Annotated in this window: 27 protein-coding genes; 21 read left to right on the forward strand and 6 right to left on the reverse strand. The window is 69.2% G+C overall.

Annotated elements, in window-relative coordinates; genetic code table 11:
* The first annotated feature begins 175 nt into the window (after window positions 1-175).
* The 18 genes from ACIQU3_RS19520 to ACIQU3_RS19605 all read left to right on the forward strand — a co-directional run bounded on the left by ACIQU3_RS19520 (window position 176) and on the right by ACIQU3_RS19605 (window position 16663).
* Window positions 176-1312, forward strand: a complete 1137-nt coding sequence (locus ACIQU3_RS19520; RefSeq protein ID WP_403740922.1) for an LCP family protein — start codon at window positions 176-178, stop codon at window positions 1310-1312.
* A 207-nt stretch (window positions 1313-1519) separates the two neighbouring features.
* Entirely contained in the window at window positions 1520-1741 is a 222-nt protein-coding gene (gene rpmE / locus ACIQU3_RS19525) for a 50S ribosomal protein L31 (protein WP_003992975.1), read from the forward strand.
* Window positions 1742-1847: 106 nt separating this feature from the next.
* Window positions 1848-2924, forward strand: a complete 1077-nt coding sequence (prfA, locus tag ACIQU3_RS19530) for a peptide chain release factor 1 (RefSeq protein WP_403740927.1) — start codon at window positions 1848-1850, stop codon at window positions 2922-2924.
* A gap of 53 nt (window positions 2925-2977) precedes the next feature.
* Window positions 2978-3823, forward strand: a complete 846-nt coding sequence (prmC, locus tag ACIQU3_RS19535) for a peptide chain release factor N(5)-glutamine methyltransferase (RefSeq protein ID WP_234848501.1) — start codon at window positions 2978-2980, stop codon at window positions 3821-3823.
* Between the two features lie 88 nt (window positions 3824-3911).
* The gene (locus tag ACIQU3_RS19540; RefSeq protein WP_403740930.1) at window positions 3912-4559 is read left to right on the forward strand and encodes an L-threonylcarbamoyladenylate synthase; all 648 of its coding nucleotides are present in this window, start codon (window positions 3912-3914) and stop codon (window positions 4557-4559) included.
* The gene (locus ACIQU3_RS19545) at window positions 4556-5236 is read left to right on the forward strand and encodes a protein-tyrosine-phosphatase (protein WP_403740933.1); all 681 of its coding nucleotides are present in this window, start codon (window positions 4556-4558) and stop codon (window positions 5234-5236) included. Before ACIQU3_RS19540 ends, ACIQU3_RS19545 begins: the two co-directional genes overlap by 4 nt.
* Window positions 5237-5304: 68 nt before the next feature.
* The gene (gene glyA / locus ACIQU3_RS19550; protein WP_403740935.1) at window positions 5305-6543 is read left to right on the forward strand and encodes a serine hydroxymethyltransferase; all 1239 of its coding nucleotides are present in this window, start codon (window positions 5305-5307) and stop codon (window positions 6541-6543) included.
* A gap of 129 nt (window positions 6544-6672) precedes the next feature.
* Window positions 6673-8019 (forward strand): MraY family glycosyltransferase, encoded by a 1347-nt coding sequence (locus tag ACIQU3_RS19555; RefSeq protein WP_403740938.1) that lies wholly within the window; start codon window positions 6673-6675, stop codon window positions 8017-8019.
* A 298-nt stretch (window positions 8020-8317) separates the two neighbouring features.
* Entirely contained in the window at window positions 8318-8755 is a 438-nt protein-coding gene (locus ACIQU3_RS19560; protein WP_234848497.1) for a hypothetical protein, read from the forward strand.
* A gap of 273 nt (window positions 8756-9028) precedes the next feature.
* Complete coding sequence (atpB, locus tag ACIQU3_RS19565; RefSeq protein WP_403741032.1) at window positions 9029-9799, forward strand: F0F1 ATP synthase subunit A; 771 nt, start codon at window positions 9029-9031, stop codon at window positions 9797-9799.
* Between the two features lie 66 nt (window positions 9800-9865).
* The gene (locus ACIQU3_RS19570; protein ID WP_053670587.1) at window positions 9866-10105 is read left to right on the forward strand and encodes an ATP synthase subunit C; all 240 of its coding nucleotides are present in this window, start codon (window positions 9866-9868) and stop codon (window positions 10103-10105) included.
* Between the two features lie 38 nt (window positions 10106-10143).
* Window positions 10144-10692, forward strand: a complete 549-nt coding sequence (locus ACIQU3_RS19575) for a F0F1 ATP synthase subunit B (RefSeq protein WP_261680572.1) — start codon at window positions 10144-10146, stop codon at window positions 10690-10692.
* On the forward strand, window positions 10689-11504 hold the full coding sequence (locus ACIQU3_RS19580; protein ID WP_403740942.1) for a F0F1 ATP synthase subunit delta: 816 nt from the start codon (window positions 10689-10691) through the stop codon (window positions 11502-11504). Before ACIQU3_RS19575 ends, ACIQU3_RS19580 begins: the two co-directional genes overlap by 4 nt.
* A gap of 122 nt (window positions 11505-11626) precedes the next feature.
* Entirely contained in the window at window positions 11627-13216 is a 1590-nt protein-coding gene (atpA, locus tag ACIQU3_RS19585) for a F0F1 ATP synthase subunit alpha (protein ID WP_381431429.1), read from the forward strand.
* Between the two features lie 20 nt (window positions 13217-13236).
* On the forward strand, window positions 13237-14154 hold the full coding sequence (locus ACIQU3_RS19590) for a F0F1 ATP synthase subunit gamma (RefSeq protein WP_221756780.1): 918 nt from the start codon (window positions 13237-13239) through the stop codon (window positions 14152-14154).
* Window positions 14155-15591 (forward strand): F0F1 ATP synthase subunit beta, encoded by a 1437-nt coding sequence (atpD, locus tag ACIQU3_RS19595; RefSeq protein ID WP_403740948.1) that lies wholly within the window; start codon window positions 14155-14157, stop codon window positions 15589-15591.
* Between the two features lie 117 nt (window positions 15592-15708).
* Complete coding sequence (locus tag ACIQU3_RS19600; protein ID WP_053670581.1) at window positions 15709-16086, forward strand: F0F1 ATP synthase subunit epsilon; 378 nt, start codon at window positions 15709-15711, stop codon at window positions 16084-16086.
* A gap of 130 nt (window positions 16087-16216) precedes the next feature.
* Window positions 16217-16663: a DUF2550 domain-containing protein gene (locus ACIQU3_RS19605; RefSeq protein WP_030854234.1), complete on the forward strand. Its 447-nt coding sequence runs from the start codon at window positions 16217-16219 to the stop codon at window positions 16661-16663.
* A 102-nt stretch (window positions 16664-16765) separates the two neighbouring features.
* Here the strand turns inward: ACIQU3_RS19605 and ACIQU3_RS19610 are convergent, their stop codons facing one another.
* The 3 genes from ACIQU3_RS19610 to ACIQU3_RS19620 form a co-directional block, all read right to left on the reverse strand.
* Entirely contained in the window at window positions 16766-18589 is a 1824-nt protein-coding gene (locus tag ACIQU3_RS19610; RefSeq protein ID WP_403926682.1) for a glycosyl hydrolase family 18 protein, read from the reverse strand.
* 122 nt (window positions 18590-18711) lie between these two features.
* Window positions 18712-19353 (reverse strand): response regulator, encoded by a 642-nt coding sequence (locus ACIQU3_RS19615; RefSeq protein WP_403926685.1) that lies wholly within the window; start codon window positions 19351-19353, stop codon window positions 18712-18714.
* Window positions 19350-20543, reverse strand: a complete 1194-nt coding sequence (locus tag ACIQU3_RS19620) for a sensor histidine kinase (protein WP_403740960.1) — start codon at window positions 20541-20543, stop codon at window positions 19350-19352. Before ACIQU3_RS19620 ends, ACIQU3_RS19615 begins: the two co-directional genes overlap by 4 nt.
* A 152-nt stretch (window positions 20544-20695) precedes the next feature.
* Here ACIQU3_RS19620 and ACIQU3_RS19625 point away from each other — a divergent pair, with 152 nt between their 5' ends.
* Window positions 20696-21274, forward strand: a complete 579-nt coding sequence (locus tag ACIQU3_RS19625; RefSeq protein ID WP_403740963.1) for a hypothetical protein — start codon at window positions 20696-20698, stop codon at window positions 21272-21274.
* Window positions 21275-21342: 68 nt separating this feature from the next.
* Here the strand turns inward: ACIQU3_RS19625 and ACIQU3_RS19630 are convergent, their stop codons facing one another.
* The 3 genes from ACIQU3_RS19630 to ACIQU3_RS19640 are packed head-to-tail and all read right to left on the reverse strand — an operon-like array spanning window position 21343 to window position 23468.
* A complete protein-coding gene (locus tag ACIQU3_RS19630) occupies window positions 21343-21915 on the reverse strand; it encodes a cob(I)yrinic acid a,c-diamide adenosyltransferase (RefSeq protein WP_403740966.1) in 573 nt (190 codons plus the stop codon).
* Window positions 21916-21934: 19 nt separating this feature from the next.
* Window positions 21935-22675, reverse strand: a complete 741-nt coding sequence (locus tag ACIQU3_RS19635) for an ABC transporter permease (protein WP_403740972.1) — start codon at window positions 22673-22675, stop codon at window positions 21935-21937.
* Window positions 22676-22685: 10 nt separating this feature from the next.
* On the reverse strand, window positions 22686-23468 hold the full coding sequence (locus ACIQU3_RS19640; RefSeq protein ID WP_403740975.1) for an ABC transporter ATP-binding protein: 783 nt from the start codon (window positions 23466-23468) through the stop codon (window positions 22686-22688).
* 79 nt (window positions 23469-23547) lie between these two features.
* Here ACIQU3_RS19640 and ACIQU3_RS19645 point away from each other — a divergent pair, with 79 nt between their 5' ends.
* Window positions 23548-24189 (forward strand): TetR/AcrR family transcriptional regulator, encoded by a 642-nt coding sequence (locus ACIQU3_RS19645; protein WP_403740978.1) that lies wholly within the window; start codon window positions 23548-23550, stop codon window positions 24187-24189.
* 126 nt (window positions 24190-24315) lie between these two features.
* Window positions 24316-25164 (forward strand): 3-hydroxyacyl-CoA dehydrogenase family protein, encoded by an 849-nt coding sequence (locus ACIQU3_RS19650; protein WP_403740980.1) that lies wholly within the window; start codon window positions 24316-24318, stop codon window positions 25162-25164.
* Window positions 25165-25205: the final 41 nt, after the last annotated feature.

Consider the following 25205-nt stretch of genomic DNA (forward strand, 5'->3'; position numbering starts at 1 on the left):
GCCGAACACGCACTGTGCCCACCGTCGTACACGGTGGGCACAGTCCGTTGTGCAACCCTTTCCCGAGTTTCCCCGTCTGACCTGGTGGGGCGACGATAGTGCGAGGAAGGGTCTTTTCGGCCATGCCTGGCACTGATCGCAGGGGGTAAGCGACCGTAGAAGAGCTGAGGAGTACATGTCTGCCGAGAGCACGCCGGATCCGGGCATACCGGGAAGTAACGGCACCGACGGAGCGCGCGACCGCGGCAAGGGCCGGCGGCGCAAGCCCCCGAGACGCCGCAAAGGCCTGATGATCACGGCCTGGACCACCGCGGGCATCGTCGTGCTGGGTGGCGCCGGAGCCGGCTACCTGTACTTCAAGCTCAACGGCAACCTCAAGAGCGTCGACATCGACCAGGCTCTCGGCACGGACCGGCCCGAGAAGGCCGACAACGGCTCCGAGAACATCCTCGTCCTCGGCTCCGACACCCGCGCCGGAGGAAACAAGAAGCTCGGCGGCGGCACCGACGACGGCAGCGCCCGCTCCGACACGGCGATGATCGTGCACATCTACAAGGGCCACAAGAAGGCCAGTGTCGTCTCCATCCCGCGCGACACCTTGATCAACCGCCCTTCGTGCACGGACACCCAGGGCGGCGACCACCCCGCCGCCCGGAGCGTGATGTTCAACTCCGCGTACTCCACCGGCGGGGCCGCCTGTGCCGTGAAGACCGTCGAGTCGATCACCGACCTGCGCATGGACCACTACCTGGAGGTCGACTTCGCCGGGTTCCAGCAGCTCATCGACGACCTCGGCGGCGTCGACATCACCACGACCAAGAGCATCGACGACCCCGACAGCCACCTGAAGCTGAAGGCCGGCACCCACACGCTGGACGGCAGGCAGGCCCTCGGCCTGGTCCGCACCCGGCACGGCGTCGGCGACGGCTCCGACCTCGGCCGCATCCAGCTCCAGCAGGCCTTCATCAAGGCCCTGGTCAACCAGATCAAGGACGTCGGCGTCCTCTCGAACCCGAAGAAGCTGCTCGACCTCGCTGAAACCGCGACCAAGACGGTGACGGCGGACTCCGACCTCGGTTCGGTCAACAGGCTCGCGTCCTTCGCGAACGGCCTCAAGGGCATCAGCCCGTCCCAGATGCACATGGTCACGATGCCGGTGGCCTACGACCCGGCCGACCCCAACCGCGTCCTCCTCCAGAAGGAGAAGGCCGACCAGATCTGGAAGGCCCTGGAGAACGACAGGCCGATCCCGAAGTCGGCGACGTCGGGTTCGGCGACAGGTGAGGCCAAGGGTGTCGTGACCGCACCCTGACGGGCACGTCCCCGAGAGGCGCGAGGCTGTGTCGATGTGCGGCTCCGCCGCGTGGGCGGGACACCCGGCGGCCGCGGGGGAATAGATCACAACAACCCCCGGTTTTGGGAGTAGGCCCCAGTCCTGGCAGACTGGTACGTCGGCCCCGGTTCACGCTCCCGCACCCCGCGGAAGCGACCCGGCGCCCTCCCGAATCTAGGAGACACCTTGAAGCGCGACATCCACCCCGAGTACGTCGAGACGCAGGTCAGCTGCACCTGCGGCGCGTCGTTCACCACCCGCAGCACCATCGAGTCCGGCACCATCCGCGCCGATGTCTGCTCCGAGTGCCACCCGTTCTACACGGGCAAGCAGAAGATCCTCGACACCGGTGGCCGTGTGGCCCGCTTCGAGGCCCGCTTCGGCAAGGCCGCCGGCTCCAAGAAGTAGCGAGCCTCAATTCGCCGGTCCACGGACGCGCCCCCTCACCGGGCGCTCCGGGACCGGCGTTTTTGGTCGCCCGCCCTTCACCCCCGTCCGTACACAGGAGCCCAAGATGTTCGAGGCCGTCGAGGAACTCGTCGCCGAGCACGCCGACCTGGAGAAGAAGCTCGCCGACCCGTCGGTCCACGCCGACCAGGCCAACGCGCGCAAGCTGAACAAGCGGTACGCCGAGCTCACCCCCATCGTCGCCACGTACCGCTCCTGGACGCAGACGGGCGACGACATCGAGGCCGCGCGTGAACTGGCCGCCGACGACCCCGACTTCGCGGCCGAGGTCAAGGACCTGGAACGGCAGCGCGAGGAACTCACCGAGAAGCTGCGCCTGCTGCTCGTCCCGCGCGACCCCAGCGACGACAAGGACGTCATCCTCGAGATCAAGGCGGGCGCGGGCGGCGACGAGTCGGCCCTGTTCGCCGGCGACCTGCTGCGCATGTACCTGCGCTACGCCGAGCGCGTCGGCTGGAAGACCGAGATCATCGACGCCACCGAGTCCGAACTCGGCGGCTACAAGGACGTCCAGGTCGCCGTGAAGACCAAGGGCGGCCAGGGCGCCACCGAGCCCGGCCAGGGCGTCTGGGCGCGCCTGAAGTACGAGGGCGGCGTGCACCGCGTGCAGCGCGTGCCCGCCACGGAGTCCCAGGGCCGTATCCACACCTCCGCGGCCGGTGTGCTCGTCACGCCCGAGGCCGAGGAGGTCGACGTGGAGATCAACCCGAACGACCTCCGCATCGACGTCTACCGGTCCTCCGGGCCCGGCGGGCAGTCCGTCAACACCACCGACTCCGCCGTGCGCATCACGCACATCCCGACCGGAGTCGTCGCCTCCTGCCAGAACGAGAAGAGCCAGCTGCAGAACAAGGAGCAGGCACTGCGTATCCTGCGCTCCAGGCTGCTCGCAGCGGCGCAGGAGGAGGCGGAGCGGGAGGCCGCCGACGCCCGCCGCAGCCAGGTCCGCACCGTCGACCGCTCCGAGAAGATCCGCACGTACAACTTCCCGGAGAACCGCCTCTCGGACCACCGGGTCGGCTTCAAGGCGTACAACCTGGACCAGGTCCTGGACGGCGACCTCGACGCGGTGATCCAGGCCTGTGTCGACGCGGACTCCGCGGCGAAGCTGGCGGCTGCGTAAGGCAGGCACGAGAACGTACGAGTGATCACGTACGAGTAATACGGAGGACTTGCGTGAACCTGCTGCTCGCGGAGGTGGCCCAGGCCACCCAGCGGCTCGCAGACGCCGGCGTGCCCTCGCCGCGTACCGACGCGGAGGAACTCGCCGCGTTCGTGCACGGCGTCAAGCGCGGCGAGCTGCACTCCGTCAAGGACTCCGACTTCGACGCCCGCTACTGGGAGGTCATCGCCCGCCGCGAGGCCCGCGAACCGCTCCAGCACATCACCGGGCGCGCCTACTTCCGCTACCTGGAACTCCAGGTCGGCCCCGGGGTGTTCGTGCCGAGGCCCGAGACGGAGTCCGTGGTCGGCTGGGCCATAGACGCCGTACGGGCCATGGACGTCGTCGAGCCGTGCATCGTCGACCTGTGCACCGGCTCCGGCGCCATCGCGCTCGCCCTCGCCCAGGAGGTGCCGCGCTCGCGCGTGCACGCCGTGGAGCTGTCCGAGGACGCCCTCAAGTGGACCCGCAAGAACGTCGAGGGGTCCAGGGTCGACCTGCGGCAGGGCAACGCGCTCACCGCCTTCCCCGACCTGGACGGACAGGTCGACCTGGTCATCACCAACCCGCCGTACATCCCGCTCACCGAGTGGGAGTACGTCGCCCCCGAGGCGCGGGACTACGACCCCGACATGGCCCTCTTCTCCGGTGAGGACGGCCTCGACCTCATCCGCGGCCTGGAGCGCACCGCGCACCGGCTGCTGCGCCCCGGCGGCGTCGTGGTCGTGGAGCACGCCGACACCCAGGGCGGCCAGGTGCCGTGGATCTTCGCAGAGGACCGCGGCTGGACCGACGCGGCCGACCACCCGGACCTGAACAACCGCCCGCGCTTCGCCACGGCCCGCAAGGCACTGCCGTGAGCACGGCGAGCATCCCGCGCACCCCGGGCGCACCGCAGTCTTCGCAGACTTCATCCCAGCAGCACGTGTACGAGGAGGCCAGCTAAAGATGGCACGGCGATACGACACCAACGACGCGACCGACCGAGTGACCGGTCTGCGCGAGGCAGCGTCCGCCGTCCGCCGTGGCGAGCTCGTGGTGCTGCCGACGGACACGGTGTACGGCATCGGCGCCGACGCGTTCTCCTCGGAGGCGGTCTCCGACCTGCTGGAGGCCAAGGGCCGGGGCCGCAACATGCCCACCCCCGTCCTCATCGGCTCCCCGAACACGCTGCACGGCCTCGTCACCGACTTCTCCGAGCTGGCCTGGGAGCTGGTCGACGCCTTCTGGCCGGGCGCCCTGACGCTCGTCGCCCGGCACCAGCCGTCCCTCCAGTGGGACCTCGGGGACACCCGTGGCACGGTCGCCGTGCGCATGCCGCTGCACCCGGTCGCGATCGAACTGCTGACCGAGGTCGGTCCCATGGCCGTCTCCTCCGCCAACCTGACCGGCCACCCGGCGCCGGAGGACTGCGACGCCGCACAGGGGATGCTCGGCGACTCCGTCTCCGTCTACCTCGACGGCGGCCCGACCCCCGGCATCGTGCCGTCGTCGATCGTCGACGTGACCCGTGAGGTACCGCTGCTTCTGCGCGCGGGCGCCATCTCGGCGGACGAGCTGCGAAAGGTCGTACCCGACCTCGAGGTGGCGAATTGACGGCCCCTGGATCGGGGCGTGGCATAGGCAACGGGGAAAGCGCGGCGGAGATCACGACGACCTTCGTGGGACTTCCGCGTGACAGCTTCCGCATCCTCCACGTCAGCACCGGCAACGTGTGCCGCTCGCCCATCACCGAGCGGCTGACCCGCCATGCGGTGCGGGAGCGGCTCGGCGTCCTGGGCGGTGGGCTGATCGTGGAGAGCGCGGGCACCTGGGGCCACGAGGGCGCGCCCATGGAGTCCCACGCGGAGACCGTCCTGGCCGACTTCGGCGCGGACGCCTCCGGCTTCACCGGGCGCGAGCTCCTCGACGAGCACGTGATCCGCGCCGACCTGGTGCTGACCGCCACCCGGGACCACCGGGCGCAGGTCATCTCCATGGGGCACTCGGCGGGCCTGCGCACCTTCACGCTCAAGGAGTTCACCCGCCTGGTCAAGGCCATCGACCCGGCGACCCTGCCGCCCCTGGAGGAGGGCGTGGTCATCCGCGCGCGTGCGCTGGTCCGCGCCGCGGCGGCGCTACGCGGGTGGCTGCTGGCGCCGACGGCCGAGGCGGACGAGGTCCACGACCCCTACGGCGCCCCCCTGACGTTCTTCCGTTCCATCGGGGACGAGATACACCAGGCCCTCGATCCGGTCGTCACAGCCCTCACCGGCGTCCCCGCGAAGACGTAACAGCCGAGCGCTCCGCAGGCCCCGGGCCTACATTGGTCGTACGTCACCGTCGACGCCCGGAGCCCACCATGACGGTCACCCCTGCCATCGAGGCCGACGTCCTGCGCCGCCAGGACCCCGAGCTGGCCGACATCCTGCTCGGAGAGCGGGAGCGGCAGTCGACGACGCTCCAGCTGATCGCCGCCGAGAACTTCAGCTCCCCGGCCGTGCTGGCCGCCCTCGGCTCATCGCTGGCGAACAAGTACGCCGAGGGCTACCCGGGGGCGCGGCACCACGGCGGCTGCGAGGTCGTCGACGTCGCGGAACGCCTGGCGGTCGAGCGGGCCCGGGCACTGTTCGGCGCCGATCACGCCAACGTCCAGGCGCATTCGGGCTCTTCGGCCGTGCTCGCCGCCTACGCAGCCCTGCTCCGACCCGGTGACACCGTGCTCGCCCTCGGCCTGCCCTACGGCGGGCACCTCACGCACGGCTCGCCCGCAAACTTCTCCGGCCGCTGGTTCGACTTCGTCGGATACGGCGTCGACGCCGAGTCCGGGCTCGTCGACCACGAGCAGGTGCGCACCCTGGCCCGCACGCGCCGGCCCAAGGCGATCGTGTGCGGCTCGATCGCCTACCCCCGCCATTTCGACTACGCCTTCTTCCGCGAGGTCGCCGACGAGGTGGGCGCGTACCTCATCGCGGACGCGGCGCACCCCTTGGGCCTGGTCGCCGGGGGAGCGGCCCCGAATCCCGTGCCGTACGCGGACATCGTCTGCGGGACCACCCACAAGGTGCTGCGGGGCCCACGCGGCGGGGTGATCCTGTGCCGCGCGGAGCTGGCCGAGCGGGTCGACCGGGCCGTGTTCCCCTTCACACAGGGCGGTGCGCAGATGCACACCATCGCCGCCAAGGCGGTCGCGTTCGGGGAGGCGGCAAGGCCGGCGTTCGCCGCGTACGCCCACCAGGTGGTGGCGAACGCCCGGGTGCTGGCGGCCCGGCTGGCGGCGGAGGGCCTGGTCGTCACCACCGGCGGCACGGACACTCACCTGATCACCGCCGACCCGGCGCCGCTCGGCGCCGACGGACGCACCGCCCGGGGCCGGCTCGCCGCGGCCGGCCTGGTCCTGGACTGCTGCGCGCTGCCGCACGGCGACGCCCGGGGACTCAGGCTCGGTACGGCCGCGATCACCACCCAGGGCATGGGCGAGGCGGAGATGATCCGGATCGCCGGACTGCTCGCCGGTGTACTTCGGGGCGTGACGGATCCCTCAAGCGCCCGTGAAGAAGTGCGGGAGCTGGCCGGTGGATTTCCGCCGTATCCCGCTTGAGTCGGGGTAAGCGCACCAGGGTGCACAGACACTCGTGCAACCATCGTCGCTACCCGGAAGTCCCCACCCATATGCGCGCATCGCTAGGGTGTGGGGCTGAGATGGCCAGCGAGACCTGTGGGGAAGCCCGTGCGTGAATACCTCCTGACGCTCTGCATCACGGCCGCGGTGACGTATCTGCTGACAGGGCCGGTACGGAAGTTCGCGATCGTGGCCGGAGCGATGCCGGAGATCCGGGCACGTGACGTGCACCGGGAGCCGACTCCGCGCCTCGGCGGTATCGCGATGTTCTTCGGCCTGTGCGCGGGCCTGCTGGTCGCCGACCACCTGACCAACCTCAATCAGGTCTTCGAGACATCGAACGAACCCCGGGCCCTGCTGTCCGGGGCGGCCCTGATCTGGCTGATCGGGGTCCTGGACGACAAGTTCGAGATCGACGCCCTGATCAAGCTGGGCGGCCAGATGATCGCCGCGGGCGTGATGGTCGTGCAGGGTCTGACGATCCTGTGGCTGCCGGTCCCGGGCGTGGGCTCCGTCGCGCTCACCCAATGGCAGGGCACCCTGCTCACGGTGGCCCTGGTCGTCATTACCATCAACGCGGTCAACTTCGTCGACGGCCTGGACGGCCTCGCGGCCGGCATGGTCTGCATCGCGGCCACAGCGTTCTTCCTGTACGCCTACCGCATCTGGTACTCGTACGGCATCGAGGCGGCCGCCCCGGCCACCCTCTTCTCGGCGATCCTGATGGGCATGTGCCTGGGCTTCCTGCCGCACAACATGCACCCGGCGCGGATCTTCATGGGCGACTCGGGCTCCATGCTGATCGGCCTGGTCCTGGCCGCCGGTGCGATCTCGGTCACGGGCCAGGTCGATCCGGACGCGCTCAACCTTTACGTGGGCTCCGAGAAGGAGGCCGTGCACCAGACGGTCCCCGTCTACATCCCGCTGCTGCTGCCGCTGACGATCATCGCGGTGCCGGCCGCCGACCTGATCCTGGCGATCGTGCGCCGCACCTGGCGGGGCCAGTCCCCGTTCGCCGCCGACCGCGGCCACCTGCACCACCGGCTGCTGGAGATCGGCCACTCGCACAGCCGCGCGGTGCTGATCATGTACTTCTGGTCGGCGCTGATCGCCTTCGGTGCCCTCGCCTACTCGGTCAACTCGGCGTCCATGTGGATCGTGCTCGGTGTGGTGTTCCTGAGCGCGATCGGTCTGCTCCTGCTCCTGCTGCCGCGCTTCACGCCGCGCGCCCCGCGCTGGATGGAGCATTTCGTGCCGCCGCGCTACCGGCGCCGCGGCTCGGTGGCGGCGCTCTCACCGGAAGCCTCGTCGCCGGCGTCCGCGGCGGACCAGCACACGCCGGTCGGTGCGGAGAGCCGTACCCCCGTGGTGTCCGGGGTCGGCGGCGTCAACGGGGCGACCGCCATCGGGGCCCGTTCGCGTCTTGCCGACCGGCGCAAGGCGGGGACAAGGTAAGAATCTGACGAGAGCATTGCCAAGTCGTGGGGTGGTGATGGGGGTGCGAAGCGCCTCAATACCAGACATCTCGGCTCAGTTCTCGCTCAGACGTGCAGGTTCACTCTCATGTGTGACTGTACGCACACCGTCAGGTAAAGACTGCATCAAATAGTTTGTGATACGGTTCACGAGAACCCCCCGGATAGAGCCGAAGGACCGTAGTGCGACGGTCCATTGGTGTGAGGTCTCCACTCAGCCCGGGACTACGCTCGTCCATGACGACACCCCTGCCCCCTGCGAAAGCGGAGTTGCCGCCATGCCGTCCAATGACGCCCGGAACCTCTTGCAGTGCGCTGTGCCCACAGCCGCTGCCGGTGCTGTTGTGGTCGCCGTCAGTGGCGTGGTGGCCGGAGGTAAGGGGGCCATCGGAGCGGCCGTCGGCGTCGTGCTGGCCATCCTCTTCATGGGAATCGGCCTGTTCGTTCTCCAGTGGACGGCAAAAACGCTCCCGCAGCTGTTCCAGGCCATGGGTCTGATGCTTTACGGCGCTCAGCTGCTGTTGCTTCTGATCTTCGCTGCTGTCTTCAAGGACACTTCTCTCTTCAACCCGAAGACGTTCGCCCTCGGGCTCGTCATCGCGACCGTCGTGTGGATGGCTGCGCAGGCTCGTGCGCATATGAAGGCCAAGATCTTCTACATCGACCCGGACTCCGCGAAGAGCGAGAAGCCCGAGAAGACCGGACCGTCGTCGTGACGAGTAGGGGCGCGATAAAGGGCAGTAGGAACTCCTGCTATCGTCCGGTGCCAACTGCGGCATCGCGGGCGCGGGCATCTGAGCTGACGCCTGCTCGAACGCGAGGCTCGATGCCCTCCCGCCGCTCTCACATCCGTAACACCAGTCCGGTGCCGATCCGCGGCTGCGCGCCGCGCCGACACAACGAGGTTGCCGTACACATGCGTCACGCCGAAGGAGCCCGCGGTGAGTGCTGACCAGACCCAGCTCGCCTTTGACTGGAGCTGTCGGATCATGTCCGACAACGGGTGTGGTTTTCCGGCTCCGGGCCTGCACTCGTTCCTCTTCAAGCCGATCACCACGGTCGGGGGGTTCGAGTTCAACAAGGTGATGCTGCTCGCCATCATCACCACCGTCCTTGTCATCGGCTTCTTCTACGCGGCCTTCGGCAAGGCCAAGGTGGTGCCGGGCAAGCTGCAGATGGTCGGTGAGGCCGGCTACGACTTCGTCCGCCGCGGCATCGTCTACGAGACCCTCGGCAAGCGTGAGGGCGAGAAGTACGTCCCGTTCATGGTCTCGTTGTTCTTCTTCATCTGGATCATGAACATCTGGTCCGTGATCCCGCTCGCGCAGTTCCCGGTGTCGTCGATCATCGCGTACCCGGCCGTCCTGGCCGCGGTCGTCTACGTGACCTGGGTCTCGCTGACCTTCAAGCGGCACGGCTTCGTCGGGTTCTTCAAGAACGTGACCGGCTACGACAAGTCGCTCGGCCCGGTGCTGCCGCTCGTGATGGTCATCGAGTTCTTCTCGAACCTGCTCGTCCGGCCGTTCACGCACGCGGTGCGACTCTTCGCGAACATGTTCGCCGGTCACCTGATGCTGGTCATGTTCACCGTCGCCTCCTGGTACCTGCTGAACAGCTGGATGGTCCCGGCGGCCGGTGTCTCCTTCGTCATGACCATCGCCATGATCGGCTTCGAGCTTTTCGTGCAGGCCGTCCAGGCGTACGTCTTCGTACTCCTCGCCTGCACGTACATCCAGGGCGCTCTCGCCGAGCACCACTGAGCCCCATCACCCCCTGTCGTCCGGTGGCCAACCCCCACCGGTCCGTTAAGAGAAGGAAGATTCAGCATGGCTGCCACTGAGACCCTCGCCGCTGTCTCCGGTTCCATCGGTTCCGTCGGTTACGGCCTCTCGGCTATCGGCCCCGGCATCGGCGTCGGCATCATCTTCGGTAACGGCACCCAGGCTCTCGCCCGTCAGCCCGAGGCTGCCGGCCTGATCCGCGCCAACCAGATCCTCGGCTTCGCCTTCTGTGAGGCGCTGGCCCTCATCGGCATCGTCATGCCGTTCGTGTTCGGTACGAAGTAAGACTTCCCTACCGACACGTTTCGACGAAAGGCACTGATGTGATCGCCAACCTGGTGCAGCTGGCGGCCGAGGAAGAGCAGAACCCGCTCATTCCTCCGGGCCCCGAGCTGCTCGTCGGCACCATCGCCTTCGCCATCGTGTTCTTCTTCTTCTGGAAGAAGCTGCTTCCGAACATCAACAAGGTTCTGGAGGAGCGCCGCGCGGCGATCGAAGGCGGTATCGAAGAGGCCGAGACCATGAAGGTCGAGGCCCAGAGCGTCCTTGAGCAGTACAAGGCACAGCTCGCCGAGGCCCGGCACGAGGCCGCGCGCCTGCGCCAGGAGGCGCAGGAGCAGGGTGCCACGCTCATCGCCGAGATGCGGGCCGAAGGCCAGCGTCAGCGCGAGGAGATCGTCGCCGCCGGCCACTCCCAGATCGAGGCCGACCGCAAGGCCGCCGCGTCCGCGCTGCGCCAGGACGTCGGCAAGCTCGCCACCGACCTGGCCGGCAAGCTCGTCGGGGAGTCCCTCGAGGACCACGCCCGCCAGAGCCGTGTGATCGACCGGTTCCTCGACGAGCTCGAGGAGAAGGCCGAGGCCGGACGATGAACGGAGCGAGCCGCGAGGCCCTGGCAGCCGCACGTGAGCGTCTCGACGCGCTGACGGACTCCACGTCCGTGAACGCGAGCTCGCTCGCCGACGAGCTGGCCGCCGTCACCGCGCTGCTCGACCGCGAGGTGTCGCTGCGTCGGGTCCTCACCGACCCGGCGCAGGCCGCAGAGGCGAAGGCCGAGCTGGCCCAGCGTCTGCTCGGCACCCAGGTCAGCGGCCCCGCCGCCGACCTGGTCGCCGGCATGGTGCGCTCCCGCTGGTCGCAGTCGCGCGACCTGGTGGACGCGCTGGAGGAGCTGGCCAACACCGCCGACCTCACGGCCGCCCAGCAGGCGGGCAAGCTCGACGACGTCGAGGACGAGCTGTTCCGGTTCGGCCGGATCGTCTCCGGCAGCACCGAGCTGCGTGCCGCGCTGACCGACCGCAAGGCCACCGCCTCGGCCAAGGGCGAGCTGCTGCGCAGCCTCCTCGGCGGCCGGGCCCAGTCGGCCACCGAGCGTCTGGTCACGCGCCTTGTGACCGCGCCGCGGGGACGTAGCCTGGAGTCGGGACTCGAGTCCCTGTCCAAGCTCGCCGCCGAGCGCCGGGACCGCATGGTGGCCATCGTCACCTCGGCGGTGCCGCTGAGCGACCCGCAGAAGCAGCGCCTGGGCGCCGCCCTCGCGAAGCTCTACGGCCGCGCGATGCACCTCAACCTGGACGTGGACCCCGAGGTCCTCGGCGGTATCCGGGTGCAGGTCGGCGACGAGGTCATCAACGGCTCCCTCGCGGACCGCATCGAGGACGCCAGCCGCCGGCTCGCCGGCTGAGCAGCAACTCAATACGCACAACGTACTTACGACGGCCCTGGTTGGGCCGTGCAGAAGAATCCTGGGGGTCAACCCCAGACCCCAAGAAACTTCGGGCCCAACAAGGAGAGCAGGGAACCCAGATGGCGGAGCTCACGATCCGGCCGGAGGAGATCCGGGACGCGCTGGAGAACTTCGTCCAGGCGTACAAGCCGGACGCGGCCTCGCGCGAGGAGGTCGGTACGGTCACCTTTGCCGGCGACGGCATCGCGAAGGTGGAGGGCCTGCCCTCGACCATGGCCAACGAGCTGCTGAAGTTCGAGGACGGCACCCTCGGCCTCGCCCTCAACCTCGAGGAGCGCGAGATCGGTGCCATCGTCCTCGGCGAGTTCAGCGGCGTCGAGGAGGGGCAGCCGGTGCAGCGCACCGGTGAGGTTCTCTCCGTCGCGGTGGGCGAGGGCTACCTCGGCCGCGTGGTGGACCCCCTCGGCAACCCGATCGACGGCCTCGGCGAGATCGAGACCGAGGACCGCCGCGCCCTGGAGCTGCAGGCTCCGGGCGTCATGGTCCGCAAGTCGGTGCACGAGCCGATGGAGACGGGCTACAAGGCCGTCGACGCGATGACCCCGATCGGCCGTGGCCAGCGTCAGCTGATCATCGGTGACCGCCAGACCGGCAAGACCGCCCTGGCCGTCGACACCATCATCAACCAGCGCGACAACTGGCGCTCCGGCGACCCGAACAAGCAGGTCCGCTGCATCTACGTCGCCATCGGCCAGAAGGGCTCCACCATCGCCGGCGTGCGCGGCGCTCTGGAGGAGGCCGGCGCGCTGGAGTACACGACCATCGTCGCCGCCCCGGCGTCCGACCCGGCCGGCTTCAAGTACCTGGCGCCGTACACCGGTTCGGCCATCGGTCAGCACTGGATGTACCAGGGCAAGCACGTCCTGATCATCTTCGACGACCTGTCGAAGCAGGCCGACGCCTACCGCGCCGTGTCGCTGCTGCTGCGCCGCCCGCCGGGCCGTGAGGCCTACCCGGGTGACGTCTTCTACCTGCACTCCCGTCTGCTGGAGCGCTGCGCCAAGCTCTCCGACGAGATGGGTGCCGGCTCGATGACCGGTCTGCCGATCGTCGAGACGAAGGCCAACGACGTCTCGGCGTTCATCCCGACCAACGTCATCTCCATCACCGACGGCCAGTGCTTCCTGGAGTCGGACCTGTTCAACGCCGGTCAGCGCCCCGCGCTGAACGTCGGTATCTCCGTCTCCCGAGTCGGTGGTTCCGCGCAGCACAAGGCGATGAAGCAGGTCTCCGGCCGTCTGCGCGTGGACCTCGCCCAGTTCCGTGAGCTGGAGGCGTTCGCCGCCTTCGGTTCCGACCTGGACGCCGCGTCGAAGGCGCAGCTGGAGCGCGGTCAGCGCATGGTCGAGCTGCTGAAGCAGGCTCAGTACCAGCCGATGGCCACCGAGGACCAGGTCGTCTCCGTCTGGGCCGGCACCACCGGCAAGATGGACGACGTCCCCGTCGTCGACATCCGCCGCTTCGAGAAGGAGCTGCTGGAGTACCTGCACCGCAAGGAGCAGGGCCTGATGACCTCCATCCGCGAGGGCGGCAAGATGTCCGACGACACCCTTCAGGCCGTCGCCGACGCCATCGTGGAGTTCAAGAAGCAGTTCGAGACCGCCGACGGCAAGCTGCTCGGCGAGGACACCCCGGCTGCCGGTAAGTGACGACGGAAGGGACCTGACTCATGGGAGCCCAGCTCCGGGTCTACAAGCGTCGCATCCGATCCGTCTCCGCGACCAAGAAGATCACGAAGGCGATGGAGATGATCGCCGCCTCGCGCGTCGTCAAGGCGCAGCGCAAGGTGGCGGCCTCCACCCCGTATGCGACCGAGCTCACCCGCGCGGTCACGGCGGTCGCCGGCGGATCCAACACCAAGCATCCGCTGACGACGGAGCCGGAGAACCCGACCCGTGCCGCGGTCCTGCTCCTCACGAGCGACCGCGGTCTGGCCGGTGCCTTCAACTCCAACGCCATCAAGGCCGCGGAGAAGCTCACGGCCGCGCTCGAGGCCGAGGGCAAGGAGGTCGTCAACTACATCGTCGGCCGCCGTGGTGTCGCCCACTACAACTTCCGCGAGCGCAAGATCGCGGAGACGTTCACGGGCTTCACCGATGAGCCGTCGTACGCGGACGCCAAGAAGGTCGCGGCCCCGCTGATCGAGGCGATCGAGACGGAGACGGCCGAGGGCGGCGTGGACGAGCTCCACATCGTCTACACCGAGTTCGTGTCGATGATGACGCAGACGGCGATCGAGGCCCGGCTGCTGCCGCTCAGCCTCGACGAGGTGGCGGCGGAGGCCAAGCCCAAGGGCGAGATCCTCCCGCTGTTCGACTTCGAGCCCTCGGCGGAGGACGTCCTCGACGCCCTGCTGCCGCGCTACGTCGAGAGCCGCATCTACAACGCGCTGCTCCAGTCGGCTGCCTCCAAGCACGCCGCCACGCGGCGCGCGATGAAGTCGGCCACCGACAACGCCGGAGAGCTCATCGAGACGCTCACCCGGCTTGCCAACCAGGCCCGCCAGGCCGAAATCACCCAGGAAATCAGCGAGATCGTCGGTGGCGCGAGTGCCCTGGCCGACGCGACCGCGGGGAGTGACCGATAAATGACCACCACTGTTGAGACGGCCACGGCGACGGGCCGCGTCGCGCGGGTCATCGGCCCGGTCGTCGACGTGGAGTTCCCCGTCGACGCGATGCCGGACATCTACAACGCCCTTCACGTCGAGGTCGCCGACCCGGCGCTCGCGGGCGAGAAGAAGACGCTGACCCTGGAGGTCGCCCAGCACCTGGGTGACGGCCTGGTCCGCGCGATCTCCATGCAGCCCACCGACGGTCTGGTCCGCCAGGCCCCGGTGACCGACACCGGCGCGGGCATCACCGTCCCCGTCGGCGACTTCACCAAGGGCAAGGTGTTCAACACCCTCGGTGAGGTGCTGAACAGCGACGAGACCCACGAGGGCGAGCGCTGGTCCATCCACCGCAAGGCCCCCGCGTTCGACCAGCTCGAGTCGAAGACCGAGATGTTCGAGACGGGTCTGAAGGTCGTCGACCTGCTCACCCCGTACGTCAAGGGCGGCAAGATCGGTCTGTTCGGTGGTGCCGGTGTCGGCAAGACCGTGCTGATCCAGGAAATGATCATGCGTGTCGCCAACCTCCACGAGGGCGTCTCCGTCTTCGCGGGCGTCGGCGAGCGCACCCGTGAGGGCAACGACCTCATCGCGGAGATGGAAGAGTCCGGCGTTCTGGACAAGACCGCCCTGGTCTTCGGCCAGATGGACGAGCCCCCGGGCACCCGTCTGCGCGTGGCCCTGGCCGGCCTGACGATGGCGGAGTACTTCCGTGACGTCCAGAAGCAGGACGTGCTGTTCTTCATCGACAACATCTTCCGCTTCACCCAGGCCGGTTCCGAGGTGTCGACCCTGCTCGGCCGTATGCCCTCCGCGGTGGGCTACCAGCCGAACCTGGCCGACGAGATGGGCACCCTCCAGGAGCGCATCACCTCGACCCGTGGTCACTCGATCACCTCGATGCAGGCGATCTACGTCCCCGCGGACGACCTGACCGACCCGGCCCCGGCCACCACCTTCGCCCACCTCGACGCGACGACGGTTCTGTCCCGTCCGATCTCCGAGAAGGGCATCTACCCGGCCGTGGACCCGCTGGACTCGACGTCCCGCATCCTCGACCCGCGGTACATCTCGGCGGAGCACTACAACGCCGCGATGCGCGTGAAGAACATCCTGCAGAAGTACAAGGACCTGCAGGACATCATCGCGATCCTCGGTATCGACGAGCTCGGCGAGGAGGACAAGCTCGTCGTCCACCGTGCCCGTCGCGTGGAGCGCTTCCTGTCCCAGAACACCCACGCCGCCAAGCAGTTCACCGGCGTGGACGGTTCGGACGTGCCGCTGGACGAGTCGATCGCGGCGTTCAACGCGATCTGCGACGGCGAGTACGACCACTTCCCGGAGCAGGCGTTCTTCATGTGCGGTGGTCTCGAGGACCTGAAGAACAACGCGAAGGAGCTCGGCGTCTCCTGACCCGGGCAGTGCTCGAGTCATGAGGGGGCGGGGTTCGTCCCGCCCCCTCATTCACGCCTATTAGACTTGTAACCAACACCCGGCACTCCCGCCGGGTGGTGACCCGAGGAGCCACCCTTGGCTGCTGAGCTGCACGTCGCGCTGGTCGCGGCCGACCGTGAGGTCTGGTCAGGCCAGGCCACCCTGGTCGTCGCGCGCACCACGTCCGGCGACATCGGCGTCATGCCCGGTCACCAGCCGCTGCTCGGTGTGCTGGAGTCGGGCCCGGTGACCATCCGCACGAGCGACGGCGGGACGGTCGTCGCCGCCGTGCACGGCGGATTCATCTCGTTCGCGGACGACAAGCTCTCCCTCCTGGCGGAGGTCGCCGAGCTGTCGGACGAGATCGATGTCCAGCGCGCGGAGCAGGAGCTCGAGCGCGCGAAGGCGGAGGACGACGCGGAGGCCCAGCGCCGCGCGGACGTCCGGCTGCGGGCTGCGACGGCGGCGCGCTGACCCCGTCCGCCGTGTGATGACGTCACTCAGCCGCGGCTGGGTACCGGAGACATCCGGACCCAGCCGCGGCTGAGGCGGATGTGGGTGATTTTTACGTTCCGTTACCTAGGAGACGAGGAGGTCGGTGCCGATGGTCCTCGCTCTGACTGTGTGCGGAATCGTGGTGGCCCTCGTGGTGGTGGGCCTGTTCGTCTTCGGTCTGCGCCGCCGGCTGATCCAGCGGTCGGGCGGCACCTTCGACGCCAGCTTGCGCTGGGACGCCCCGGCCGAGGGTGACACCAACGGCAAGGGCTGGGCGTACGGGGTGGCCCGGTACAACGGCGACCGGGTCGAGTGGTACCGCGTCTTCTCGTACTCGCCTCGTCCGCGCCGCACTCTGGAGCGTTCCGCCATCGAGGTGGCCGGGCGCCGGGTCCCGGAGGGCGAGGAGGAGCTGGCGCTGCTCTCCGACCATGTGATCCTGGCCTGTCTGCACCGGGGCACGCGTCTCGAGCTCGCGATGAGCGAAGACGCACTGACCGGTTTCCTCGCGTGGCTGGAGGCAGCCCCGCCCGGACAGCGAGTGAACGTGGCGTAGCCGCGTTCACTCGCTGGGTGGGGGCCCCCCGGACGAAGTCCGGGGGAGCGTCAATGTCGCCCAGGGTCTATGGTCCTTCGAACTTCTCTGTGACGCGGCCTCCTACTTCAGGCCGCTGTCGATGGCCGTCGCCAGCTCTCCGTTCGTGGTGTCACCGCTGAACTCCCAGAAGAACGCGCCGCCCAGGCCCTGGTTCTTGGCCCAGCTCATCTTTCCGGCGATGGTCGACGGGGTGTCGTAGGACCACCAGTTGCTGCCGCAGTGCGCGTACGCCGTGCCGGCGACGGTGCCGGTCACCGGGCAGGAGTTCTTCAGGACCTTGTAGTCCTCGATGCCCGCCTCGTACGTGCCCGGGGCCGCGCCGGTCGCCGCTCCGCCCGGGGCGGACTGGGTGACACCGGTCCAGCCGCGGCCGTAGAAGCCGATACCGAGCAGCAGCTTCTTCGCGGGGACGCCCTTCGCCTTGAGCTTGGCGATCGCGTCGGCCGAGTTGAAGCCCTCCTGCGGGATCCCCGGATAGGACGTGAGCGGGGAGTGCGGGGCGGTCGGGCCGTCCTTGTCGAAGGCGCCGAAGTAGTCGTAGGTCATCACGTTGTACCAGTCGAGGTGCTGGGCGGCGCCGCCGTAGTCGGCCGCGTCGATCTTGCCGCCGGAGGAGCCGTCGGCGGTGATGGCCGCGGTGACCAGGTAGTTCGGGCCGAACTCGGTGCGCAGTGCCGACATCAGGTTCCTGAAGGCGGCGGGGCCGGAGGTGTCGCAGCTCAGGCCGCAGGCGTTCGGGTACTCCCAGTCGATGTCGATGCCGTCGAAGACGTCGGCCCAGCGCGGGTCCTCGACGACGGCCTTGCAGGACTTCGCGAAGGCGGCGGCGTTGGCCGCTGCCTGGCCGAAGCCGCCGGAGTAGGTCCAGCCGCCGAAGGAGTACAGCACCTTGATGTGCGGGTACTTGGCCTTCAGCTGGCGCAGCTGGTTGAAGTTGCCGCGCAGCGGCTGGTCCCAGGTGTCGGCGGTGCCGCTGACGGACTGGTCGGCGGTGTAGGCCTTGTCGTAGGCGGCGTAGGTGTCGTCGACGGTGCACTGGCCGTTCTTGACGTTGCCGAAGGCGTAGTTGACGTGGGTGATCTTCGACGCGGTGCCCGAGGTCACGAGGTTCTTGACGTGGTAGTTGCGGCCGTAGACGCCCCACTCGGTGAAGTAGCCGAGCTTGACCTTGTCGCCGGTGGGCGGCTCGGTGGTGCCGCCGGTGGTGCGGACCCGGACGGCGCCGCTGACCGGGCCGGTCTGGTCGGCGGTGTCACGGGCCTGGACCGAGTAGGAGTAGTCCGTGCCCTTGGTCAGGCCGGTGTCCGTGTACGAGGTCGTCGTCACGGTGGCGACCTTCGTGCCGTCGCGCAGGACGTCGTAGTTCTTGACGCCCTTGTCGTCGGTCGCGGCGGACCAGGACAGCTTCACCGAGGTGTCGGTGACGGCGGAGGCGGTGGGGGTGCCGGGGGCGCTCGGCGCGCTGTCACCCGGTTCGGTGGTGCCGCCGTCGCAGCTGCCGCCGTTGAGCTTGCAGTTGGCGGGGGAGCCGGTGCCGGAGCCGTTGAAGCCGAAGGAGACGGAGGCGCCCGGGGCGAGGCTGCCGTTCCAGGACTTGTTCTTCGCGGTCCAGTGGGTGCCGGAGGACGTGACGTCGGCGTCCCAGGAGGAGGTGACGGAGGTGCCGGAGGGGAAGTCCCATTCGACGGTCCAGGAGCTGATGGCGGTGGTGCCGGTGTTCTTCACCGTCCACTTGCCTTCGAAGCCGGAGCCCCAGTCCTGCGTCTTGGCGTAGGTGGCGGTGGCGGACGTGGCTGCCTGGGCCGGGCTCGCCAGGCCGACGAGGCCGGCGAAGGGGAGCAACAGGGTCGCGAACCCTGCCGCGGCTCTGTGTCTGAAGCGCATGCTGCGCCTCCTCGATGGAGTTGTGGGGGGCGTGACTGAGCCTCACGCCACTCATGGTGCGGTGAGAATAGAAAGGTCTGGACCACCGGTCAATAGGTCTGGACCACCACGCACCGGACTTCTCAGACCCCCAACTCCTGCGCCAGCACCGCGGCTTGCACCCGGCTGCGCAGCCCCAGCTTCCCGAGCAGCCTGCTGACGTGGGTCTTCACGGTCGCCTCGGCCATGTCGAGGCGTTCGGCGATACCCGCGTTGGACAGGCCGTCGCCGAGACAGGTCAGCACTTCGCGCTCCCGCCGCGTCAGCTGGTCGAGCACCGCGGGATCGGCCGTAGGCTCGCGGGCGGGCTTCGCGGCGAACTCCGCGATCAGCCGCCGCGTCACCGCCGGGGCGATCAGCCCCTCACCGCGCGCGACCGTCCGCACGGCCTCCAGCAGCTGCTTCGCCTCGGTGTTCTTCAGCAGGAAACCGGACGCGCCCGCCCGCAGCGCCCCGAAGACGTACTCGTCGAGATCGAAGGTGGTCAGCACGAGTACGTCCGCGAGCCGCTCCGCGACCACCTGCCGGGTCGCCGACACCCCGTCCAGGCGAGGCATCTGAACGTCCATCAGCACCAGGTCCGGTCGCAGCTCCCGGGCCAGCGCCACCGCCTGCTCACCGTCCGCGGCCTCACCGACCACCTCGATGTCGGGCGCGCTGCGCAGGATGAGGACCAGGCCGGCGCGGACGGCGGACTGGTCCTCGGCGACCAGGACGCGGATCATGCGGTGTCTCCTTCGAGGGTGTCGTCGACGGGGAGGGTGGCGCGCACGGCCCAGATCTTGCCCTCCGGCGCGTCCTCGGGTGCGGCTTCGAACGTGCCGTCCAGCAGGGCCGCGCGTTCCCTCATGCCGACCAGACCCGCGCCGGAGCCGGGGGCGCGCGGGGCGTCCCGGTCACCGTACGGGCTGGTCACGCTGACGACGAGGGAGCCGTTCCGCCGAGCGAGGGAGACGGTGACCCGGCCCGGGGCGGCGTGCTTGAGGGCGTTGGTCAGCGACTCCTGCACGATGCGGTAGGCGGCGAGCTCGACGGGGGCGGGAACCTCGCTGCGTTCGGCGTCGAGGGTGACGTCGAGGCCGTTGGTGCGGGCACCGTCCACGAGCGAGGCGAGGCTGTCGAGCGTGGGGGCGGCGGACGGTTCCACGTCGCCGCTGCTGTCGCGCAGGATGCCGATCAGCCGCCGCATCTCGGCGAGCCCCTCCACGCTGTTCTCGCGGATGACCACGAGCGCGTCCCGAGAGGTCTTCGGATCGTCGAGGGACAGGGCCGCGGTGGAGTGGATGGCGATCGCGGACAGGTGGTTGGCGACCATGTCGTGCAGCTCCCGGGCCATCCGGGCCCGTTCGGCGGTGACGGCCTGGGTGCGGTCCATCTCGGCCAGCAGCGCGGTCTGTTCGGCGCGCAGCCGGGCCGCGTCGGCGGCCTCGCGGTGGTTGCGCACGATCAGCCCGGTGGAGGCGGGCCCGAAGGCGACCAGGCCGGTGACCACGCCGATCAGCAGCGCCTCGGGCTCGCGCCAGACCGCGAACGGAACGACGGCTCCGGCCACGGTGAGCAGCCCGGTGATCCGCGAGATGCGGTGCGCCGACGCGGGCGGGCCGTACAGGACGGCCGCGTACATCAGGTCCGTGTACATCAGGATCGTGAACAGGTTCCCCTGGGTGAGGAGGTCCAGGACGATCGTGGCGGTGCCGATCAGCAGGGCGGTGCGCGGGGCGGTGCGCCGCAGCAGCTCGCAGCCGGCCATGACCAGCAGTGGCAGCAGCACCGCCCAGCGGCCCGGCAGCAGCACGTACACCTCGGTGGCGGGGCGGGTGGCCAGCCCCAGCGCCCACAGCAGCAGCCCGCCCAGCAGACTGCCCAGGGCGACGTACACGTCGAAGCGGCGTGGGCGGGGGAGTCGTACGGCCATGCCACCATCCAACACGGCCGCCGCCGGCATCGCGTGATCCCCGCGTAGGGTCCCCGACTGCATCTTTCGATGTACCGCGGTTTCGTCAGCGGTGACGACGATCCGGGCCGCGCCGACCGGGAGCCTGGAAGGGTGACCGAGAGGAGCGAACCGTGATCGTCGCCTTGATCGCCGCCTGCGAGATCGGCTTCTGGGTGCTGCTGGCTGCCGGTCTGGCCACCCGCTACCTGCTGAAGATGCCGCGCACCGGTCTGGCGCTGCTGCTGTGCGAGCCGCTGCTGGAGGTCGTCCTGCTGATCGCCACCGCGCTGGACCTGAAGAACGGCGCCGACCCGAACTGGACGCACGGGCTGGCCGCGCTCTACATCGGCTACACCGTCGGGCACGGCCACCGCACCGTGAAGTGGCTCGACGGCCACGCGGCCCACCGGCTCGGCGGCGCACCGCCCCCGCCGAAGCCCCCGCGCTACGGCATGGCCCGGGCGCGCCACGAGGGCGCGGTCTGGCTGGGCACGCTGACCGCCACCGTCGTCGCAACCGTTTTGCTCCAGCTGGCCATCTGGTACGTCGACGACCCGAGCCGTGTCACGTCGCTGGAGAGCTGGCGCTACGTGGCCTGGCGCACGGCCGGGATCCACGGCCTGATCGCGCTGAGCTACGCGATCTGGCCGCGGAGGGCTCCCGCGGGGGAGCCGGAGCCGGAGCTCGAGGAACAGAGAGTGCGTCGCTGAGGCGGAATCTCGGCTTGCCGAACATCGTGGCTTGTCGCGCAGTTCCCCGCGCCCCTGTCAGGGGCGCTTCAGCGCTCCCCGCCCGGTACCCACAGCACGTCCCCGACCTCCTTGTTCGCCGTCCTCGCGAGGATGAACAGGAGGTCGGACAGGCGGTTGAGGTAGGTCGCCGTGAGGGGATTCATCACCTCGCCGTGCACCTCCAGTGCCGCCCACGTCGAGCGCTCCGCCCGGCGTACGACCGTGCAGGCCTGGTGCAGCAGGGCCGCGCCGGGGGTGCCGCCGGGGAGGATGAAGGAGCGGAGCTTCTCCAGCCGTTCGTTGAAGCGGTCGCAGTCCGCCTCCAGCTTGTCGATGTAGAACTGCTCGACCCGCAGGGGCGGGAACTCCGGGTTCTCCACCACCGGCGTCGACAGGTCCGCGCCCACGTCGAACAGGTCGTTCTGCACGCGGGTGAGGACCGTGACGATCTCCGCGTCCAGGCCGCCCAGCGCGATGGCCGTGCCGATCACCGCGTTCGCCTCGTTGGCGTCGGCGTACGCGGAGATCCGCAGATCGGTCTTGGCGACCCGGCTCATGTCGCCGAGGGCGGTCGTGCCCTGGTCGCCGGTCCTGGTGTAGATGCGCGTCAGATTGACCATGTGGCCAGCGTAGTTATGCTCAGGCGGTTCGGAACACGCGTGTGCCCACTGTCACGGACAGCGCGGTGAGGCCGGCGGCCACCGATGCGCCGTAGAGCATGTGCGGCGTCGTGTAGCCGCCGACGTACGCGTCCCGCACCGCGTCGACCAGGTAGCGGAACGGCATGAGGTGCGAGAGGACATCCAGCCAGGCCGGGCCCAGTGTCATCGGCAGCATCAGACCGGACAGCAGCATGGACGGCATGGTCAGCGCGTTGATGGCCGGGCCGAAGCTCTGCGGGGTGTCCATCCGCATCGCCAGCGCGTACGACAGGGCGGCCAGCGAGACGGTGAGCAGGGCGACGAAGGCGAAGCCGATCAGTACGCCGGCCAGCGGTGCCCGCAGGCCCATCACCACCGCCGCGAGTACCAGCAGCACGGCCTGGAAGACGAACACCGTGGCATCCCGCAGCACCCGGCCGAGCAGCAGGGCCAGTCGGCTGACGGGGGTGACGCGCATCCGCTCGACCACGCCGTGGCCCTTCTCGATGATGATCGAGAAGCCCGCGAACGACGCGCCGAACAGACCGAGTTGGAGCAACAGCCCGGGCACGAGCACCTGCCAGGAGCTGCCTGCCACACCGAGCGGCAGATCCGTGAGCAGGGGGCCGAAGAACAGCAGGTACAGCAGCGGCATGAGCACGCCGAAGAGCAGCGCGAAGCGCGAGCGCAGGGACTGGCGGAGGTAGCGCCCGTAGACGAGGGCGGTGTCGTGCAGCATTCCGGGACTCCTATACGGCAACGGGGGCGGCATCGGCGGGCGCGGCGTTGCGGCCGGTGATGGCCAGGAACGTGTCCTGCAGCGAGGCGTCGAGCGAGCCGCCGTGGCGCAGTTTCAGCGCGCTCGGGGTGCCCTCGGCGACGACCACGCCGTGGTCGACGACGACCAGCCGGTCGGAGAGGGCGTCGGCCTCGTCGAGGTAGTGGGTGGTCAGGAACACCGTCGTGCCGTGCTCGTCGCGCAGCCGGCGCACCAGGTCCCACAGGTCGGCGCGGCTGCCGGGGTCGAGACCGGTCGTCGGCTCGTCCAGGAACAGCACCTTCGGGCGGTGGGTGAGCGCCATCGCGATGTCCAGGCGCCGCCGCTGCCCGCCGGACAGGGCACCGCACTTGCGGTCGAGGAGGCCGGTGAGGTCCAGATCGCCGGCCAGTTCCGCGGCGCGCGCGACGGCCTGCGCCCTGGTGAGCCGGTACAGCCGCCCCTGGGTGACCAGTTCCTCCCGCACGCTGATCTGCGGATCGACCCCGCCGGACTGCGCCACATAGCCGCAGGCCCGCCGCACCCCGGCCGCGTCGGTCGCCAGGTCGCATCCCGCGACGGTCGCGGCACCGCCGGTCGGTGCCAGCAGGGTCGTCAGCATCCGCAGGGTCGTCGTCTTGCCGGCGCCGTTCGGGCCGAGGAAGCCGAGGATCTCGCCCTCGCGGACGGTCAGGTCGATGGAGCGCACGGCCTCCACCGGCCCGTTCTTGGTCTGGAAGGTACGGGCCAGCCCGGCCGTACTGATGATTGCCATGGCCCCAGAAAAACAGAGTCTCTTAAAGTTTGCAATGACTCCAAGTTTTCAGAGCCCCCAGGGAAGCTAGGATTCGGACATGGCTGAGGGGCTCAGGGAACGGAAGAAGCGCGAGACCAGGCAGCGCATCTCGGACATCGCCACCGGGCTGTTCCTGGAGCACGGGTTCGTGACGGTGACGATCGCCGACGTGGCGGAAGCGGCCGACGTCTCGGTGAACACCGTCTACAACTACTTCCCGGCCAAGGAGGACCTCTTCCTCGACCGCAGCAAGGGCGTCGTCGACCGCCTCGCGCGCTGGGTGCGCGGCCGTGACCTCGGCGAGTCCGCCGCCCACGCCGTCCTGCGCGAACTGCGCGACGAGGTGGAGGCGGTGTCCCCCCGGATCGGCCTCATCGAGGGCTACGACCGGTTCCTGAGGGTCATCCACGACGCGCCGCCCCTGCGCTCCCGGCTGTGGGCGATCCAGCAGGAGGTCCAGGAGAACCTGGAGGCGGCCCTGCGCGAGGAGACCGGCGCCCCCGGCGACGACCCGATGCCCACCCTGATCGCCGGTCAGCTCAACTGGCTCCACCAGACCGTGATGGGCACCATCGGCCGTGCGATGGTCGACGGGCGCGACCGCCGCGAGGTGTCCCGGGAGACCCTCGTCCTGCTGGACGACATGGAGGGGCTGTTGAGCGAGAAGGTGCTCAACTACGCCGTACGAGGCGCAGCGTGACCCCTCCTGGTGTGATGTCCGTCATGTGAGACGTGACGCGCATTACTTACTGGTCACACAGCCCCTCACGAGCGCTAGTGTCCGGCCGGGAAGCAGACATAAGCAGCGCGTCAGGGGAGTCGCACAGTGGCAGGGAAGCTCGCCGTCATCGGAGCCGGCCTCATGGGATCCGGCATCGCCCAGGTTTCCGCACAGGCGGGCTGGGAGGTCGTCCTGCGTGACGTCACCGACGAGGCGCTCAAGCGCGGCACCGACGGCATCAAGGCGTCGTACGACAAGTTCGTCGCCAAGGGCAGGCTGGAGGCGCACGACGCCGACGCCGCCCTCGCCCGCATCACCGCGACCACCGACCTGGACGCCGTGGCCGACGCGGACGTCGTCGTCGAGGCCGTGTTCGAGAAGCTGGAGATCAAGCACGAGATCTTCCGCGCGCTCGACAAGATCGTGAAGGACGAGGCGATCCTCGCCTCCAACACCTCCGCCATCCCGATCACCAAGATCGCGGCGGCGACGGAGCGCCCCGAGCGGGTCGTCGGCACGCACTTCTTCTCGCCGGTGCCGATGATGCAGCTGTGCGAACTGGTCCGCGGCTACAAGACCAGCGACGAAACCCTCGCCACGGCCCGGGAGTTCGCCGAGTCCGTCGGCAAGACCTGCATCGTCGTCAACCGCGACGTCGCCGGCTTCGTGACGACCCGTCTCATCTGCGCCCTGGTCGTGGAGGCCGCGAAGCTGCAGGAGTCGGGGGTTGCGAGCGCCGAGGACATCGACCTGGCCTGCAAGCTGGGCTTCGGCCACGCGATGGGCCCGCTGGCGACGGCGGACCTGACCGGCGTCGACATCCTGCTGCACGCCACGAACAACATCTACACCGAGTCCCAGGACGAGAAGTTCGCGGCTCCCGAGTCGATGCGCCGGATGGTTGACGCCGGTGACATCGGACGCAAGAGCGGGCAGGGCTTCTACAAGCACTGAAACCGCACATGGCTCGGGCCCATCACACGCCAGGGTGAATT

This window comes from Streptomyces sp. NPDC101110 (assembly GCF_044759525.1).
Classification (GTDB): domain Bacteria; phylum Actinomycetota; class Actinomycetes; order Streptomycetales; family Streptomycetaceae; genus Streptomyces.

What these genes read in the sequence shown, in the direction of transcription:
- atpD (WP_403740948.1), top strand. Translation starts at nt 14,155, where the DNA reads ATGACCACCACTGTTGAGACGGCCACGGCGACGGGCCGCGTCGCGCGG.
- ACIQU3_RS19560 (WP_234848497.1), top strand. Translation starts at nt 8,318, where the DNA reads ATGCCGTCCAATGACGCCCGGAACCTCTTGCAGTGCGCTGTGCCCACA.
- ACIQU3_RS19640 (WP_403740975.1), bottom strand. Translation starts at nt 23,468, where the DNA reads ATGGCAATCATCAGTACGGCCGGGCTGGCCCGTACCTTCCAGACCAAG.
- ACIQU3_RS19645 (WP_403740978.1), top strand. Translation starts at nt 23,548, where the DNA reads ATGGCTGAGGGGCTCAGGGAACGGAAGAAGCGCGAGACCAGGCAGCGC.
- atpA (WP_381431429.1), top strand. Translation starts at nt 11,627, where the DNA reads ATGGCGGAGCTCACGATCCGGCCGGAGGAGATCCGGGACGCGCTGGAG.
- ACIQU3_RS19540 (WP_403740930.1), top strand. Translation starts at nt 3,912, where the DNA reads ATGGCACGGCGATACGACACCAACGACGCGACCGACCGAGTGACCGGT.
- ACIQU3_RS19605 (WP_030854234.1), top strand. Translation starts at nt 16,217, where the DNA reads ATGGTCCTCGCTCTGACTGTGTGCGGAATCGTGGTGGCCCTCGTGGTG.
- ACIQU3_RS19520 (WP_403740922.1), top strand. Translation starts at nt 176, where the DNA reads ATGTCTGCCGAGAGCACGCCGGATCCGGGCATACCGGGAAGTAACGGC.
- atpB (WP_403741032.1), top strand. Translation starts at nt 9,029, where the DNA reads ATGTCCGACAACGGGTGTGGTTTTCCGGCTCCGGGCCTGCACTCGTTC.
- ACIQU3_RS19630 (WP_403740966.1), bottom strand. Translation starts at nt 21,915, where the DNA reads ATGGTCAATCTGACGCGCATCTACACCAGGACCGGCGACCAGGGCACG.
- ACIQU3_RS19570 (WP_053670587.1), top strand. Translation starts at nt 9,866, where the DNA reads ATGGCTGCCACTGAGACCCTCGCCGCTGTCTCCGGTTCCATCGGTTCC.
- ACIQU3_RS19580 (WP_403740942.1), top strand. Translation starts at nt 10,689, where the DNA reads ATGAACGGAGCGAGCCGCGAGGCCCTGGCAGCCGCACGTGAGCGTCTC.
- ACIQU3_RS19615 (WP_403926685.1), bottom strand. Translation starts at nt 19,353, where the DNA reads ATGATCCGCGTCCTGGTCGCCGAGGACCAGTCCGCCGTCCGCGCCGGC.
- glyA (WP_403740935.1), top strand. Translation starts at nt 5,305, where the DNA reads ATGACGGTCACCCCTGCCATCGAGGCCGACGTCCTGCGCCGCCAGGAC.
- prfA (WP_403740927.1), top strand. Translation starts at nt 1,848, where the DNA reads ATGTTCGAGGCCGTCGAGGAACTCGTCGCCGAGCACGCCGACCTGGAG.
- ACIQU3_RS19590 (WP_221756780.1), top strand. Translation starts at nt 13,237, where the DNA reads ATGGGAGCCCAGCTCCGGGTCTACAAGCGTCGCATCCGATCCGTCTCC.
- ACIQU3_RS19610 (WP_403926682.1), bottom strand. Translation starts at nt 18,589, where the DNA reads ATGCGCTTCAGACACAGAGCCGCGGCAGGGTTCGCGACCCTGTTGCTC.
- ACIQU3_RS19620 (WP_403740960.1), bottom strand. Translation starts at nt 20,543, where the DNA reads ATGGCCGTACGACTCCCCCGCCCACGCCGCTTCGACGTGTACGTCGCC.
- ACIQU3_RS19635 (WP_403740972.1), bottom strand. Translation starts at nt 22,675, where the DNA reads ATGCTGCACGACACCGCCCTCGTCTACGGGCGCTACCTCCGCCAGTCC.